This window comes from Sorangiineae bacterium MSr11954 (assembly GCA_037157815.1).
GTDB classification, from domain to species: domain Bacteria; phylum Myxococcota_A; class Polyangia; order Polyangiales; family Polyangiaceae; genus Pendulispora; species Pendulispora albinea.
This window is the reverse complement of the sequence record CP089984.1, coordinates 1,415,085-1,431,157: the sequence shown is the minus strand read 5'-3', so window position 1 is coordinate 1,431,157 and position 16,073 is coordinate 1,415,085. Positions and strand designations below refer to the sequence as shown.

Sequence of the window (16,073 nt, the reverse complement as noted above, 5' to 3'; positions counted from 1 at the left end):
GGGCCCGAGGTCAACCGCCGTGTTTGCGCTGGAAGGCGGGGACGTCCCAGTCCGTCTCGAAGTTGGGGAAGCTCGAGGCGCGCTCGCTGCGGACGGGCGCGCGCTCCTGCGTTTCGCGCAGCGGAAGGCGGCCTTGCGGCGGGGCGGATGCCTGTTGGTACGACGGGGGGGCGCTGCGGCGGGCCACGGCCGGCACGTGGTGCTCGGGCTGATAGGTGGGGGCCTGCGGGCGCATGCCGGGGTAGGCCGGCGCGCGCGAGGAGGTGTAGCTCGAGTCGCCGCGGAGCTGGTGGGCCGGGATCGGCTGGGGGGCCACTTGGCCGCGGGCGGCGGCCTCCTGGAGCAGCGCGCGATCGGCCACGTCGAAGCCGGTGGCGATGACCGTGACCTTGACGTTCTCGCCCAGGGATTCGTCGATGCTGGAGCCGAAGATGATGTTGGCGTCCTCGTGCGCCTGCTCCTGCACCAGCGAGGCGGCCTCCTGGATCTCGCGCATCTTCAGATCCGGACCGCCCACGATGTTGATGAGGATGCCGGTCGCGCCCTCGACCGAGATATCGTCGAGCAGCGGCGAGGTGATGGCCATTTCGGCCGCCATGCGCGCGCGGTTCTGGCCCTTGGCCACGCCGCTCCCCATCAGCGCGCGACCGCGCTCGCTCATCACCGTCTTCACGTCGGCGAAGTCGACATTGACGATGCCGTTCTGCGTGATCAAGTCGCTGATGCCTTTGACCGCTTGGTACAGGACCTCGTCCGCCTTGCGGAACGCGTCGACGAAGGTGAGATCGTCGTCGCCGAGCAGGAGCAGCTTCTGATTGGGGATCGTAATCAAGGTATCGACGTGCTCGGCCAGCGCCGAGAGCCCTACCTCGGCGCGGCGGGCGCGCTGGCGGCCTTCGAAGATGAACGGCTTGGTCACCACGCCCACGGTGAGGGCGCCCTCTTCGCGCGCCAGCTGCGCGATGACCGGGGCCGCGCCCGTGCCGGTGCCGCCGCCCATACCGGCGGTCACGAACACCATGTCGGCGCCGCTGATGAGCTCCTTGATGCGCTGCACGTCCTCCAGCGCGGCTTTGCGCCCGCGCTCGGGATCGGCGCCTGCGCCCAGGCCCTTGGTGACATTGCCGCCGATATTCAACTTGGTCGGCGCGAAATTGGCATTGAGTGCCTGCGCGTCGGTGTTGACCACGATGAACTCGACCCCTTCCAGGCCGAAGTTGATCATGGTGTTGACCGCGTTCCCGCCGGAGCCGCCGCAGCCGATCACCTTGATGCGCGCTTGGTATTCCTGCTGCTCGTCCGCGAACTCGATCGAGAAACTCATCGCCGTCCTCCCGGGTCCCCGCTCGTGGGGGACGTCATCCGTGGGCCATACGCGGCCCCAAGCGGTAATTCCGTCCGTGTGCGGTGTCGAGCGCCTCTTCTCGGCCACCGCCGGAGTCCTGATTTTTTCAATCTAAGAAATGATTCCGAATCGTTGCAAATTCCTGATGCTTATTTGTTCATTCAGGCCGCTAAAAAGCCTGCTTGATCCACTCCCAGAGCTTGGACTTCTCCGCCCTCGGCAAGGTCATCACCGCGGCGTCCTTGGGGATCTTGCCCGACGCGCTGGACTGCACGCGGATCATCGACTGCGCCGGCGGGGCCGCCTCGCGGGCCTGGGCCTCGCTCATGATCTGCGCCCCGTACTTCACCAGCCCCACGCCGGTCGCATACTGCGGTCCGGCGATGAGCTGGGTGAGGCCGCGCACGCCCACGGGGTGCCCGATGCGCACCGGCATGCCCAAAATCTCCTCCGCGAACTCCGCCATGCCCTCGAGGAGCACCGCGCCGCCCGTGAGGATGGCGCCGGCCGAGAGCTGCTCGATGAGCCCCGTGTCCTCGATGCGCTTGCGCACCACCGCGAAAATTTCCTCCACGCGCGGCTCGATGATGTCCGAAAGAACGCGGCGCGGGCATCGGCGCGGCGGATGGCCGCCCACGCCGGGGACCTCGATTTCCTCGTCGTCGGCGACCATGCGGCCCAGCGCGCAGCCGGAGAGGCGCTTGAGTCGGTCGGCCTCGGCCATGGGGGTGCGCAGTCCCGCGGCGATGTCGTTGGTGATGTTGTTGCCGCCGACCGGGATTACGCTGGTGTGGGCGATGCCGCCGTCGACGTAGAGCAAAATGTCCGTGGTGCCGCCGCCGATGTCGATGACCGCGGCGCCGATTTCCTTTTCGTCGTCGGACAAGACCGACTCGGCGCTGGCCAGCGGCTCGAGGACCACGTCGGCCACGGCGAGGTTGCAGCGCTCGGCGCAGCGGATGACGTTTTGGACGCAGGTGGTGGCGGCGGTGACCAGGTTGACCTTAACGCCGAGCCGCACGCCGCTCATCCCGATGGGATCGCGGATGCCGTCCTGGGTGTCGACCAAGTACTCGCGGGGCAGCACATGGAGGATCTGGCGATCGGCGTCGACGGGGATGGCGCGGGCGCCTTCCAGCACGCGTTCGACATCGGCGCGGGTGACCTCCCCGCCGGCGATGGCGGCCACGCCGTCGGAGACTTGGGAGCGAATGTGGCTGCCGGCGACGCCGGCGTACACCGTGCGGATCTCCACGCCGGCCATCGTCTGGGCGCTCTCGATGGCGTCCTTGATGGACCGGACGGTCCAGTCGATGTTGGAGACGATGCCTTTGCGAAGGCCGCGGCAAGGAACGGAGCCAACACCGAGGATGGTGATGCCGTCCTCGGCCACCTCGCCCACGACGGCGCAGACCTTGGTGGTGCCAACGTCCAAGCCGACGACGATCTCTCCGTTGGAAAGCGGGGTGCTCATGACACCCGTTGCTTCATCATGGACCCGGTGTTTGGGCCAAATTTTTTGGTCTTGCCGGCCATGTGGAAAGCCGCCGGGCACGCTTTTCTTGAGCAAGTTTCGTTGTGCGTTGCGGCCCTCTGCCACGCATGCTGGGATGCTCCCATCATGGCCACCCGCAAGCGTTCGAGCACCCCCAAGAACGAGGCCCTGCACTACACGAACGTGCTCTTGGAAGAAGTGCGCTCGCAGTACAAGGTGATGATTGAGGCGTTGACCTCCTGGAAGGAGGAGTCCGACCGTCGGTTCGACGCCATCGACAGGCGGTTCGATGGCGTGGACAAGCGATTCGACACCATCGAGAAAAGACTCGACAGCATCGAGAAAAGGCTCGACCGCGTGGAACAGCGCATCGAGCTGCTCGAGGCCGCCGTGATGCACCACTCCAAAGAAATTCGACAGCTGCAGGAAGACGTGCGGCGACTTCGGGCCGACATGGAGGCGCGCGACAATCAAGCCCGGATCGCAGCCCTGGAAGAGCGCGTGGAGCGCCTCGAACAGAAGCTCGCCAGCTGACCGACGTTTCCCGGGCGGGCGCTACCGCATGCGCACGACCACGCGATCGGGGCGTGTGTCGTTGTCGAGCATGATGGCCTCGGCTTTGGCACCCCGGCGGTCGAGCTCGGCCATGACGCGCACGGCTTGATCGAGCTTTTTGCGGAAGGGAGGCTCGCCCAAGGAGAGCTGGATGGGGCTCTTTCCGCCGACGACGAGGGTGGTGGAGCCATCGCGCGCCAGGTGAATCTCCTGCAGGCGCGCGCGCTGGGCGAGCGGGCCGTGCTCGTAGTCGCCCGCGAGATCGAGGGCCCGCCGGATCGACTGGGCCACGCCGTCGCGATCGTCGGCGACCGCCTCGGGGGTGATGCCGGTGATGATCGGAAGATCGCTGGGATCGCCCGGCTCGATGCGCTTGAAAATTTCGCCGGTGTGCGAGGCGAGGTAGAGATCGCCCAGCGCCACGATGGCCACCGCCTCGCGCTCCGCGACTTGGATGATCACGGTGCCGGGGAGACGCCGCGCCAAGGTGACCTCGCGCACCCACGGATCTTTGCCGAGCCGCGCGCGCGCTTCGTCGAGGTCGACCGAAAAGACGTTCTGCCCTTTGGCGATGCCCGCCTCCTCCGCCAGCGCCTCGCTCGGGCGCATCTTGGCCCCGCGAACCTCGATTTCGCTCACCGCAAAGCGCGGACTGTGGGTCACGTAATGCCGCGCCGCCCACGCGACCGAGACGGACACCCCGACCACCAGCGCAAATCCCAGCACCGCCTGCAAGGCCCGCATCGCCGGCCCGGGCGCCCTCTTTCCCCCCGCCGCCGCGGGCGACCCCGCTCCCCCGAGCGACTCCCCTGCCCCGCGCCCCGCAGGCTCCCCGGTCGAGGGCAGCGCCGCACCTTCCTCGCCGCCGCCCTCCTCGTGCGCGTGCATGTCCATCACATCGGGCAAGAGCTGCGGCTTGCCCACACGCCGGTTCGTAGGGTTCACTCCGGCCTCCCGGCCGTCGTGGGCCTCCTGCAGAACGGGTTCGACACGGGCGTTCGGCTCACTCCGGCCTCCCGGCGCTACTCCCCTCCGAAAGCATCGCGCAGAGCTCGCGCGCGCTCGCGTTGATGTCCCCCGCCCCCAGGGCGATGACGAGATCGCCCGGCTCGATCACCTCGCGGAGCTCGGCGGCCATGTCCTTCTTGTCCGCCACGTAGCGGACGGCGTGGTGGCCGTGGGCGCGGATGGCGTGCGCCAAGGATTCGCCGGAGGCGCCCTCGATGGGCGATTCGCCCGCGGGGTAGACCTCGGTGACCAGGAGCACGTCCGCCTTGTTGAAGGCCCGCGTGAACTCTTCGAAGAGGACGTGCGTCCGCGTGTAGCGGTGCGGCTGGAAGGCTACGACGACCCGGCGATCGAAGCCGCGCTGCGCGGCGTCGAGGGTGGCCTCGATTTCAGCCGGGTGGTGCCCGTAGTCGTCCACGATCATCACGTCGCCGCGCCGATCGTCCTTCACCACCTCCGGCACGCCCAGCACCGTAAAGCGCCGCTGCACACCATGGAACGAGGCGATGGCGTCGCGGGTGACGTCGAGCGGGATCTCCAGCTCGTCGGCCACCGCGATGACGGCGAGCGCGTTGAGGACATTGTGCGCCCCCGGCATCCGCACCGTGAACTCCCCCAGCGGCTGCCCGCGCCGCTGGCACTCGAACCGGGTCGCCAGGCCCTCGTAGCGCACATTGCTGGCCCGGTAGTCGGCCTGCCGCGAGACGCCGTAGGTGACGTGCCGGCGCGAGATGCTGGGGAGCACCTCTTGGACGTGCGGATGGTCGAGGCAGAGCACCGACAGGCCGTAGAACGGGGTGCGGTTCGCGAACTCCACGAACGCCGCCTTGACCTTGTCGAAGGTGCCGTAGTGGTCGAGGTGCTCGGGGTCGATGTTGGTCACCACCCCGATGGTCGGCGCCAGACGCAAGAACGAGCCGTCGCTCTCGTCGGCCTCCGCCACGAACAAGTCCCCCGCGCCGAGGCGCGCGTTCGAGCCCAGCGCGTTCACCTTACCGCCCACCACCACCGTGGGATCGAGGCCCGCCGCCCGCAGCACCGTGGCCACCATCGACGTGGTCGTGGTCTTGCCGTGCGAGCCGGCGATGGCGACCGTGTATTTTACACGCATCAGCTCCGCCAAGAGCTCGCCCCGGGAAATGATGGGAATTTCCAGCGCGCGGGCGTGGGTGAGCTCGGGGTTGTCGAAGCGGATGGCGCTCGAGTACACCACCACGTCGGCCCCCTCCACGTTCTCCGCCGCGTGCCCCTCGCGGAAGGTCACCCCCAAGGTCTCCAAGCGGTGCGTGATCTCGTTCGGCTTGCGATCGGAGCCCGAGACCTCGAACTCCATGGTCCGCACGATCTCGGCGAGGCCGCTCATGCCGATGCCGCCGATGCCCACGAAGTGAATGCGCCGTACGCGTCCGCGAAACATGGATCAGCTCGTCTCCGGGATGCGCCGGTAGTGGCCGTTCGTGCCCGGCCCGTGCCCGGCGCCGTTGGTGACCACATCGACGCGCTTGGTGTGCGCCTCCACGTGAAAGCGCGCCAGCCGCAGGAGGTCCTCGGCCACGTTGTGCGCGGCGTCGGGCCGGCCGAAGCTGCGCGCGGCGTCGGCCATCGCGACCCGCCCCTCCTCGTCGGTGAAGAGGCGCGCGAGCTCGGCGGCGAGCCGCACGGAGTCGGCCGCCTCTTGGCGGATGGTGATGCCGCCGCCCGCGCGCACGAAGACGGCCGCGTTCTTCGCCTGGTGATCGTCGGCGGCAAACGGAAACGGTACGAGGATGGCCGCGCGCCCCACGGCCGCGATCTCGGCCACCGCGCCCGCGCCCGCGCGGCCCACGACGACATCGGCCCGCGCGATGGCCTCCGCCGTGTCCTCGATGAACTCCGTCACGGTCGCGCAGCTGACGCGCTCGCGCTCGTAGGCGTTTCGCACCACCGTTTCGCGGTCGCGGCCCGATTGGTGGAGCACCTCGAGCTTGCCCTGGAGCGCTTGTGTGGTCTGCAAGAGCCGCGCGATCGCCTCCGGCATGCGCTCGTTGAAGGCCGCGGCGCCTTGGCTACCGCCGAGGACCAGCACCCGAAACGACGGCGAGGGACGGTACGGCGAAGGACGAAAGGCCTTGCGCAACGGAACGCCCAGGATGCGCACGCTGGACGAGCGCACCGTGGTGGGGATCTTCAACAGCCCGCCCTCCGACTCGACCAGCGCCAGATACGCGCGCTGCGCGAAGGGGGCCACCACCTTGTTCGCCAGCCCCATGGCCGCGTTGGGCTCGAAGATGGCCAGCGGAACGCCGCGCATCGCGGCCGCGAGGGCCACCGGGCCCGAGGCGTAGCCGCCCACGCTGAGCACCACCCGCGGCGAAAGACGGCGCAGGAGCGCGAGGGCACGCACGGTGGCCCGGGCGGCCACCCCCGTGCCGCGAAGGGCGCGGGTCACGCCGCCGCCTTTGATGGGCTGCACGTCGAGCAGCTCCAGACGGTGCCCGGCTGGAATGGGCGTGCGCGCCTCCAGACCGCGCGCGGTGCCCACGAAGGTCACCTCCACGTCGGCGAGCTCGCTGGCGGCGGCGGCGATGGCAAACCCTGGGAACACGTGTCCGCCCGTTCCTCCGCCGGCGATGACGATGCGGGGCTTGGGCGCATTGGACGACTCAGACGGCATCTCGGTCACCTCGGTCACCTTGGCGCGACACGCTTAGCAGGATGCCCGCCGCCGCCGCATTCACCAAAAGCGAGGAACCACCATAGCTCACGAACGGCAGCGCTAGGCCCTTGGTCGGCAGGATGGCAAGCGCCACCGAAAGATTCACCAGCACCTGGATGCCGAACATGGCCGCGATGCCAAACGCCAGATAAGCCCCGTAGTCGTCGGGCGCCCGCAACGCCGCCCGGATCCCCCGCAAGACCAGCAGCAAATAAGCCGCGCAGAGCACGGCGATGCCCACGAAACCCAGCTCTTCGCCCACGATGGCCGCCACGAAGTCCGTGTGCGCTTCCGGCAAGTACAAGGTCTGCAGGCCGCGGCCCAGCCCAAGGCCCCACATTTCGCCGGAGCCAAAGGACATGACCGACTGGTAAGGCTGGTAGGCCAGGTCCTGCCGGTGCTGCTCCATGTTCTCCCACGCCAGGTAGCGAACGTACCGGTAGGGGCTGAATCGAATGGCGGCCACGCCAAACAAGGCGCCCAGGATCGAGGCGCCCAGGATGTAGCCGACCTTGGCCCCGGCCACGAAGAGCAGGGTGAACGTGAGGAGCAAGAGCACCACGGCGCTGCCGAAGTCCGGCTGCTTCATGCAGAGGAGCATGAACAACCCGGAGATGAGCAGGTGCGGCAGGAAGCCCACCGTGAACGTCTTCACCCGGTCGGCTTTCTTGGCGAGCGAGTAGGCGAGCCAGGTGACCAGGGCGAGCTTGGCCATCTCCGCCGGCTGAACGTGCACGGGCCCCAAGGTGAGCCAGCGGGCCGCGCCGCCGCCGCGGTGTCCGAAGCCGACGACGCACATGGTCAGTAGGATGCCGACCAGGGCGAGCACCGGGTAGGTGAGCTTGTAAAGGCGGTGGTAGTCGATGCGGCTGGTCACGAAGAGCACGGCCAGGGATGCGATGGCGTACGTGCCTTGCTTGGCCAAGAAGAACTGCGGGTTCTTGTAGTCGACCGTCGCCTGCACCGCCGAGGCGCTGTAGACCATGACGACGCCAAAGCCGATGAGGGCCACCACCACGGCGGCCAGCACGGGATCCATCGGCCCCGAGGCCTTGACGGCGTTGGGGATGGCGTCGAGCGGGGCCGCGAGCTGGGCTTGGATGCGCGTGCGCAGGTTGGCCGGGGGTGATGCGCTGCGGTGGGCGCCGGCCTCCACGATCATGCTCATGGTCGCTCCTTGGCAAATCGCTCCACGGCCGAAACGAACGCCTCGCCGCGATGCTTGTAGTCGCGGAACATGTCCAGGCTCGAGCAGGCCGGCGACAGGAGCACCGCATCGCCCGGCTGCGCGAGCTCGAAGGCCGCGCGCACCACGTCATCCATCGTGCGGGCAAGGCGCTCGTCCGCATCTTCGGCAGGAGAGGTCGCGATGCGGCGAATGGGCAGGAGCGAGCCCACCGCGCGGGCGATCGTGCCCGCGGCCTCGCCGAGGACCACGACGCCGCGGCCTTTGGTGCGAAGCACGGAGATCAACGGCTCGTAGCTCCCACCCTTCTCGCGGCCGCCGGCGATGAGCACCACTTTTTCCTGGGGAACACCGCGCAAGGCCGTGACGGAGGCGCCGACATTGGTGCCTTTGGAGTCGTCGTACACGCGCACGCCGTGGATATCGGCCACGAACGCCGTGCGATGCGCCAGCCCGCGGAAGGTTCGGAGGGTGCTCCGGATGGCCTCCGCGGGGACGCCAAAGGGGCGCACGGCGGCGATGGCGGCCGCGATGTTCAGCGCATTGTGGCTCCCGACCAAGGCCATTTCGCGGCGCGCGTACGTATGGCCAAGGGCGCGGTCGACGATGGCCTCGGGGGTGACGTCCACGTCGCCGCCGGGTCCGAAGGTGGTGACGGGGGCCTTGCCGCGACGGGCTTGGGCCTCGCAAATGGCATCGTCGAAGGGGACCACGGCCAGATCGCCCTCGGTCTGGCGCTCGAAGGCGTTGCCCTTGGTGTGGGCGTAATCGTCGAAGGTGGGGTAGCGATCGAGGTGGTCGGGGGTGACATTGAGGAGGATGGACACCTTGGGCTTGAACGTCTCCAGGCGCTCCAGCTGGAAGCTCGACACCTCCAGCACCATCACGTCGAACGGGTGCCCCACGTAGTCGCTCACGGGCTCGCCGAAGTTTCCGCCGACGAAGGGGTGCTTGCCGTGGGCCTCGAAGAGGGCGCCGATGAGCGAGGTGGTGGTGCTCTTGCCGTTGGTGCCGCCGACGGCCACGATGGGGATGCTCGGCGGAAGCGCCTGCACCGCCAGCTCGATCTCGGCGATGACGCGCACCCCGGAGCTCTCGAGCTCGGGAAACGAGGGAAACCCCGGGGACGTGACCACCAGGTCGACGTGCTTGAGCGCCGCGGACGGGTGGCCGCCGGCCAAGACGCGGACCCCTTTCGTCTTGAGGCCCCGGGCATCGTCCGAGAGCTGCTCCCACGACTTGGCGTCGAAGGCGGTGACCCCCGCGCCGCGCGCGAGGCAAAGGCGGGCGGCGGCGCAACCGCTCACCCCCAATCCCAAGATGGCGACATGCTTTCCGGATAAATCGAGCACAGCGAACGAGTTATCGCAGCTTCAGGCTGGAAAGCGAAATAAGCGCGAGCAAAATGGAAATGATCCAGAACCGCACGATGATCTTTGGCTCTGGCCACCCCTTCTTTTCGTAGTGGTGGTGGATGGGCGCCATCAGAAAGATGCGCTTTCCAGTGAGGCGAAAACTCGTGACCTGCACGATGACGCTCACCGCCTCCAAGAAGAAGATTCCCCCGAGAATGATCGAGAGGAGCTCGTTCTTGGTGAAGACGGCGCACATGCCCAGACCGCCGCCCAAGGCGAGCGAGCCCACGTCGCCCATGAACACCTGGGCCGGATAGGTGTTGTACCAAAGGAATCCAATACCAGCCCCGACCACGGCACCGCAATAAACCGACAATTCGCCCACGCTGGCGATGCCCGGGATATCGAGGTAGCGCGCCACGATGAAGCGCTGCGAGACATTGGCGATACCGAAGGTGGCGCCCGCCAAATAGCACCAGAGCAGGTAGGTCGCGCCGTTGATGATGACCGGGCCGATGGCCAATCCATCGAGGCCGTCCGTGAGGTTCACGGCGTTCGACATGGCGACCACCACCAGAACGGCGAACGGGATGTAGAGGGCGATGGGGAGGGTGATCGGGTGCTTGGCAAAGGCCACGAACGGCACCGCCAGCCGGGTGCGGATCTCCCACCAATCCGGGGGCACATGGCGCTCGGCGAAGAAGACGTAGGTCATGACCGCGCCCGCGATCAAAAGCTGACCCAGCATTTTGTAGCGACCGGGAACGCCGCGGGAGTTCTTCGCTTTGATCTTGAGGTAGTCGTCGAGGTAGCCGATGACGCCGTAGCCGGCGGTGACCGCGGTGGTGGCCCAGACGAAGACGTTGCTCAAGTCGCACCAGAGGATGGTGGGCAGGAGCACCGATAGAAGAATGAGGGCGCCGCCCATGGTGGGCGTGCCGGACTTCACATGGTGGCTCTCGGGGCCATCGGCGCGCACGACCTGGCCGATTTGCTTCCGCTGCAGCTCCCGGATGAACCACGGGGAGAGGAAGAACGAGATGAACATGGCCGAGGCCGCGGCCGCGATGATGCGGAACGGAACGTAGCGAAGGACGTTGAGCCAGGAGAGCCAGGGGGCGTCGTGGCGCAGGGGGAAGAGAAATTCGAGGATCACGGCGTCTTCTTCTCCGCCTTCGCTGCCTTCTCTTGCTTTTCTGGCTTTTCTGGCTTTTCTGGCTTTTCGGGCTTCTTCGACGCCTTCGCGTCGCCGCCGGCGAGCAGGCCTGCGACCACCCGCTCGGTGCGCACACCGCGCGAGCCTTTGACGAGGACGACGTCGCCCACCTCGATGTGCGCGCGGGCGAGCGCCAGGGCCTCGTCGGTGTTGGCGCCCGGGAGAACGACCACCCCGGCTTGGGAGGCGCGCGCCAAGGTGAGGTCGATGGCGCCCCCGCAGCCGATGGCCAGGTCGACCCGGACGCGGGCGAGGTGATCGCCGAGCTCCGCGTGGGCCTCGTACGAGGCGCTTCCGAGCTCGCGCATTTCGCCGAGCACGGCGACGATGCGGCGGCGCGCGGGGCCCGAGCGCGCGGTGGCCGCCGGGCGCGCGAGCTCCGAGGCCAGATCGAGCGCGGCCATCATGCTCGAGGGGTTCGCGTTGTAGCTGTCGTCGATGACGGTGGTCCCCGATGGGAGCAGATGAATCTGGGCGCGCCCGGCCACGGGCGCCAGCTTGCCGAGGGCGCGGGCGAGCACGTCGGGCTCGAGCGGGCGGCCGGCGAGGAACTCCGCGGCGGCCAGCGCGGCGAGGAAGTCGATGGCGGCCGCCTCGCCGGCGAGCGGAAAGTCGAGCTCGAGGTGCTCGCCCGCGGGGCGGGTGAAGACCAGGCGCGCGCCGGTCTCCGTGGGGCGGCGGCGCTGCAAGAGGCGGTAGCCGGCGCCCTCCGCCCGGCCGAAGTGCACGGTGGTGCGCGCGCGCGAGCGGCTTGCTTGGCGAAGGACTTCGTCGTCGTCGAGGTTGACCACGGCGCAACCATCTTCCGGCAGGGCCGCGTAGAGGGCGCCTTTTTCGCGGCCTACATCGGCGCGGGTGCCGCCGAGGTGCTCGGCGTGGGCGAGGCCCACATTGGTGAGGATGGCCGCATCGGGCGCGGAGATCGCGCCGAGCGCCGCGATTTCACCGGGCACGCTGGTGCCGACTTCGAGGGCGACGAAGCGATGGTGCGGCTCGACGCAAAAGAGGGTCGCGGGGACGCCGATGCGGTTGTTGAGGTTTCCAACCGTGGCCAAGGTCTCGCCCATTTCGCCGAGGAGGGCGGCCAGGAGCGCTTTGGTCGTGGTCTTGCCCGCGCTGCCCGTGATGGCCACGAGCTTTCCCGAGGTGGCCGCGCGCCAGCGCTGCAGGTGATCGCGCGCAAGGGCGCCCCAGGCCACCAAGGTGTCGTCGACCTCGACCACGTCCGCATCGGCGATCGCCGCCGCTTCGGCGCTCTCCAGGACCCGCGCGGCGCGCTCCACGATCAGCAAGGTCGCACCGGCCCGTGCCGCGGCGGCGACGAACGCGTGACCGTCGAAGTTCTCGCCGCGCAGCGCGAGGAACATCCCGCCCTGGGCGACCTCGCGGCTATCGGTGGTGATGCTCGTGTGGGCGCGCGCGCCGTCACCTCGAACGAGGGTGCCGCCCGTCGCGGCGGCGATCGCCGAGCTGGTTCGCGCGATCCGATTCTTCGGAATGGGCGTAGCCACGATCACACACCTCCGCGCCGTTCGGCGAGAGCTCGGCGCGCCTCGATGCGATCGTCGAAGGGGCGCTTTTCGGTCCCGATCACCTGGTAATCTTCGTGCCCTTTGCCGGCGATGATCACGATGTCGCCCGGGCGGGCCCCCAGCACCGCGGCGCGAATGGCCACCGCGCGATCCAGCTCCACCAGGTAGCCGCGCGCCCCCTCCCCGATCGCGTGCAAATTCTCGGCGCGGGCGAGGCCGGTGGCGCGCACCGCGTCCTCGACCGGGCGGGCGATGTCCGCCGGATCCTCGGTGCGCGGGTTGTCGCTGGTGATGATGGGCACGTCCGAGCCCTCGGCGGCGGCTTTGCCCATGGGTCCGCGTTTGACCGGATCGCGATCGCCGCCGCAGCCAAAGACGCACAGAAGCCGGCGGCCCTGGCTGACCACGCGCACGCTCTCCAGCACGCGGGCAAGGGCGTCGGGGGTGTGCGCGTAGTCGACGAGCACAGTTACATCGTCGGCCTCGCCGTCGCAGCGCTCCAGGCGGCCGGGGACGCCGCACTCCTCGCCGATGGCGGCGCACGCGCGCTCCATGTCGAGCTGCAGCGCGCAGGCAACGCCCACGGCGACCACGATGTTCTCCAGGTTGTGGCGCCCGACCAGCCGCGAGCGCACCCGGTGCGTCCCGCGCGGGGTGCGAAGGAGCGCGTCGATGCCGCGCGCGGAGAGGGTGGCCTCGAGCGGCGCGATCTCCGCCTCGTGCACGGTGGCGTCCGCGCGGGCGCTCACGCGCAAGAGCGGCGCGCGGACCTTCTGGGCGATGCGTTGGCCGAGCGGATCGTCCACGTGCACGACGGCGCTGCCGGGGCCCATTTCGAGAAACAGGCTCTCTTTGGCGGCGGCGTACGCCTCCATCGTCCCGTGAAAGTCGAGGTGATCCTGCGTAAAGTTGGTGAAGGCGGCCACGCGAAAGCGCACCGCGCGGACGCGGCCGAGGGAGAGCGCCACCGACGAGACCTCCATCGCCACATAGGTCGCCCCCATCCGGCGCATCCCGGCCATGACGCGCGCCAGCTCGTCGGCCTCGGGGGTGGTGTGCTCCGCCACGATTTTGGTGTCGCCGAAGATGTGCCCCACGGTGCCGATCATGCCGCAGGCGGGCTGCCCCTCCCGGCCGCAGACGCCGTCGATGGCCGCGCGAACGAGGTGGCTCGTGGTGGTCTTGCCGTTGGTGCCCGTGATGCCGACGACGTCGAGGGTAAACGTGGGGTGGCCGTACACGGCGGCGGAGGCGAAGGCCAAGGCGTCGGCCGCATCGTCGACGAGGATGTGCGGGACATTGGCGATGCTGCCCGCGTCCGCGTCCACGTGCCTGCGCTCGACCATGATGGCGGCGGCGCCGCGCTCTTCGGCCTGCGGGATGAAGCGGGTGCCGTCGGCGTGCGCACCGTGGCGCGCCACGAAGAGATCCCCCGGCTCGACCCGGCGCGAGTCATGGCGCACGCCGTAGACGCGCACCTCGGGATCGCCGACGATGTCGACCTGCCCAGGGATTTCGCGGGCCATTTCGGCGAGGCGCAAGCCTTCGTCCGAGCGATCGTGCACCGGGATCATGAGGCCGGCTCGAACACCAAACGAACCGCGCTCCCCTTGGCCGCCGTGACGCCGGGCGCCGGGCTTTGGCGAATCATGCGCCCATGGCCCTCGATTTGTGGAACGAGCCCCGCGGCGAGCATCGACTTGACGGCGTCGCGCGCGGCCATACCCGTCGTGTCGGGGACGCGCACCGGAATGGCGCCATTCGGGATCGTGGGGACCGCGGGTTCGGGGGCGGCTCCCCCGCCTGGAGCGGCGGGATCGCCTTGCGGGGCGCCGGACGCGTTGGCGGCGCCGGACGCGCCGGGCGGGTTGGAGGCGCCGGCGGCACCGGCCTTCATTGCGGCCATGAAGGTGTCGGCCGGATCGCCTTCGCGGCTCACATTGGTCAGCTTGGCGCTGGCGGAGTTAGGGGTCACGCCCAGATAGCGTAGCGCTGCTTCGGCGGTACGGCGGAAGACGGGGCCGGCCAGCGAGCCGCCCAGGTGCCCGAGGATCGGCTCGTCGAGCATGATGGCAATCACCAGGCGCGGCCGATCGGCGGGGACGAAGCCGACGAACGAAGAGGTGAACAGCTGCATCGACATTTTGCCGGTGGCCGGGTCGACCTTCTGCGCGGTCGACGTCTTTCCGGCCACGCGGAACCCGGCGATGCTCGCTTCTTCGCCGGTTCCGCCGTCTTCGGTTACCGCGGTCAACATCTCGGTGATCATACGTGCGACCCCGGGAGGTATCACCTCCCGCCGGACGTGGGTAACCCCCTCGCGCACCAGCTCACCGCGCGCATCCGTCACTTTTCGAACGAGCACGGGCTCGAGCAAGCGTCCGCCGTTGGCGATGGCGGCCATGGCCATGGCCAATTGAACCGTGGTGGTGCTCACGCCCTGACCGAACGAGGCGTTGGCGGTTTCCACCTCGAACCACGGCCGGCCGCGCGGTCGGAGCACGCCCGAGGCCTCGCCGGGCAGCGGCAAGCCGGTCGGCTCGCCAAAGCCAAAGCGCCGATACGTCGAATAAAGGCCCGCCTCGCCCATGTTGAACGCGATCTTGGCGGCGCCGATGTTGGAGCTCTTCGCCATGATTTGCGTGGGGGTGAGCCAGTCGTTCTGATGGGTGTCGTGGATGGTGACCGGCCCGATCTTCAACGAGCCGTGCTCGCAGTAGATGGACTCGGTGGGCTTCAAGGTTCCCGCCGCCAGCGCTCCAGCGATGGTGAAAACCTTCATGACGGAGCCCGGCTCGAACCGATCGGTGACCGCGCGATTGCGCCGTGCGTCACCCTCGGACTCGCCGTAGTCGTTGGGGTTGTAGCCGGGGGTCGATGCCAGCGCGAGGATCTCGCCCGTGTTGGGATCCACGGCCACCAGCGCGCCGCCCTTGGTCTCGTACGTTCCCTGCGCGGCGCCCAGCTCGCGCTCGGCCACGTGCTGGATGCCCTCGTCGATGGTGAGGTGCACGTCGCGACCGGTGAGGGCGTCGCCACCTTTGGCGCCGTTCGAGAAGAGAAGGCGTCCGCTGCGATCGCGCAGGCCGCTGACCTCCTCCGTGCGCCCGCGAAGCTCTTCGTCGATGCTCAGCTCGATGCCCTCTTTGCCAAAGCCGTCGGGGGCTACGAAGCCGAGCATGGGCCCGGCGACCTCGCGGCCCGGGTAATAACGATGCCCTTCCCCCTCGATGTTGAGCCCGCGCACCGGGTGCGATTGCCGCTTGGCGTCGCCCAGCTCGCGGATGAAGGCCGCCTCGTCGCCGGTGATGCGCCGCTTGATCCAGGTGAAGCGCTTCTTGGGAAGCAGCTTGGCATACAGCTCGTCGGCCTTGAGGTTCAGCCCCGCGGCCAGGCGGGAGGAGATGTCGCGCAAGGCGGCGTCTTGTGCGTCGGGCGCCTCCACGCCGCGCAGCATCTCCACCACGTCGGCGCTGAGGCTCGGCACCTCGACGCTCACGGCCAACGCCGTCCCGTTGCGGTCGTAGATGGTGCCGCGCTTGGGCTCGATGTGAAGGCGGCGTTGGCGCTGCTTTTCCGCCATTTCTTTCCAGAGCGGTCCGTCTTCGACCTGCACGCGGTAGGCGCCTGCGACCAAACCGCCCAGGGCGAGGCCGATCAGGCCGACCAGCATCCCCATGCGTCGG

At 68.7% G+C, this 16,073-nt stretch carries 12 protein-coding genes; 1 reads left to right on the top strand and 11 read right to left on the bottom strand.

The window, feature by feature from the left end; translation table 11 throughout:
* Positions 1-10 precede the first annotated feature (10 nt).
* Complete coding sequence (gene ftsZ, locus LZC94_05825; GenBank protein ID WXB16793.1) at positions 11-1,324, bottom strand: cell division protein FtsZ; 1,314 nt, start codon at positions 1,322-1,324, stop codon at positions 11-13.
* 190 nt (positions 1,325-1,514) lie between these two features.
* Positions 1,515-2,819 carry a cell division protein FtsA gene (gene ftsA / locus LZC94_05820; protein ID WXB16792.1) on the bottom strand — a complete coding sequence of 435 codons (1,305 nt, stop codon included), beginning with the start codon at positions 2,817-2,819 and terminating at the stop codon, positions 1,515-1,517.
* 147 nt (positions 2,820-2,966) lie between these two features.
* Here ftsA and LZC94_05815 point away from each other — a divergent pair, with 147 nt between their 5' ends.
* Positions 2,967-3,374 carry a hypothetical protein gene (locus LZC94_05815; protein ID WXB16791.1) on the top strand — a complete coding sequence of 136 codons (408 nt, stop codon included), beginning with the start codon at positions 2,967-2,969 and terminating at the stop codon, positions 3,372-3,374.
* Positions 3,375-3,395: 21 nt separating this feature from the next.
* On the opposite strand, the gene LZC94_05810 is transcribed toward LZC94_05815, so the two are convergent.
* The 9 genes from LZC94_05810 to LZC94_05770 are packed head-to-tail and all read right to left on the bottom strand — an operon-like array spanning position 3,396 to position 16,066.
* Positions 3,396-4,340: an FtsQ-type POTRA domain-containing protein gene (locus LZC94_05810; protein WXB16790.1), complete on the bottom strand. Its 945-nt coding sequence runs from the start codon at positions 4,338-4,340 to the stop codon at positions 3,396-3,398.
* 58 nt (positions 4,341-4,398) lie between these two features.
* Complete coding sequence (murC, locus tag LZC94_05805) at positions 4,399-5,820, bottom strand: UDP-N-acetylmuramate--L-alanine ligase (GenBank protein WXB16789.1); 1,422 nt, start codon at positions 5,818-5,820, stop codon at positions 4,399-4,401.
* Between the two features lie 3 nt (positions 5,821-5,823).
* Positions 5,824-7,056 carry an undecaprenyldiphospho-muramoylpentapeptide beta-N-acetylglucosaminyltransferase gene (murG, locus tag LZC94_05800; GenBank protein ID WXB16788.1) on the bottom strand — a complete coding sequence of 411 codons (1,233 nt, stop codon included), beginning with the start codon at positions 7,054-7,056 and terminating at the stop codon, positions 5,824-5,826.
* The gene (gene ftsW / locus LZC94_05795; GenBank protein WXB16787.1) at positions 7,046-8,266 is read right to left on the bottom strand and encodes a putative lipid II flippase FtsW; all 1,221 of its coding nucleotides are present in this window, start codon (positions 8,264-8,266) and stop codon (positions 7,046-7,048) included. Before ftsW ends, murG begins: the two co-directional genes overlap by 11 nt.
* On the bottom strand, positions 8,263-9,636 hold the full coding sequence (gene murD, locus LZC94_05790; GenBank protein ID WXB16786.1) for a UDP-N-acetylmuramoyl-L-alanine--D-glutamate ligase: 1,374 nt from the start codon (positions 9,634-9,636) through the stop codon (positions 8,263-8,265). The genes ftsW and murD overlap by 4 nt, the downstream gene beginning before the upstream one ends.
* A gap of 10 nt (positions 9,637-9,646) precedes the next feature.
* Entirely contained in the window at positions 9,647-10,795 is a 1,149-nt protein-coding gene (gene mraY, locus LZC94_05785; protein ID WXB16785.1) for a phospho-N-acetylmuramoyl-pentapeptide-transferase, read from the bottom strand.
* The gene (locus tag LZC94_05780; protein ID WXB16784.1) at positions 10,792-12,366 is read right to left on the bottom strand and encodes a UDP-N-acetylmuramoyl-tripeptide--D-alanyl-D-alanine ligase; all 1,575 of its coding nucleotides are present in this window, start codon (positions 12,364-12,366) and stop codon (positions 10,792-10,794) included. The genes mraY and LZC94_05780 overlap by 4 nt, the downstream gene beginning before the upstream one ends.
* Before the next feature lie 2 nt (positions 12,367-12,368).
* Complete coding sequence (locus LZC94_05775; protein ID WXB16783.1) at positions 12,369-13,961, bottom strand: UDP-N-acetylmuramoyl-L-alanyl-D-glutamate--2,6-diaminopimelate ligase; 1,593 nt, start codon at positions 13,959-13,961, stop codon at positions 12,369-12,371.
* Positions 13,958-16,066 (bottom strand): transpeptidase family protein, encoded by a 2,109-nt coding sequence (locus tag LZC94_05770; GenBank protein WXB16782.1) that lies wholly within the window; start codon positions 16,064-16,066, stop codon positions 13,958-13,960. The genes LZC94_05775 and LZC94_05770 overlap by 4 nt, the downstream gene beginning before the upstream one ends.
* Between the last annotated feature and the right edge of the window lie 7 nt (positions 16,067-16,073).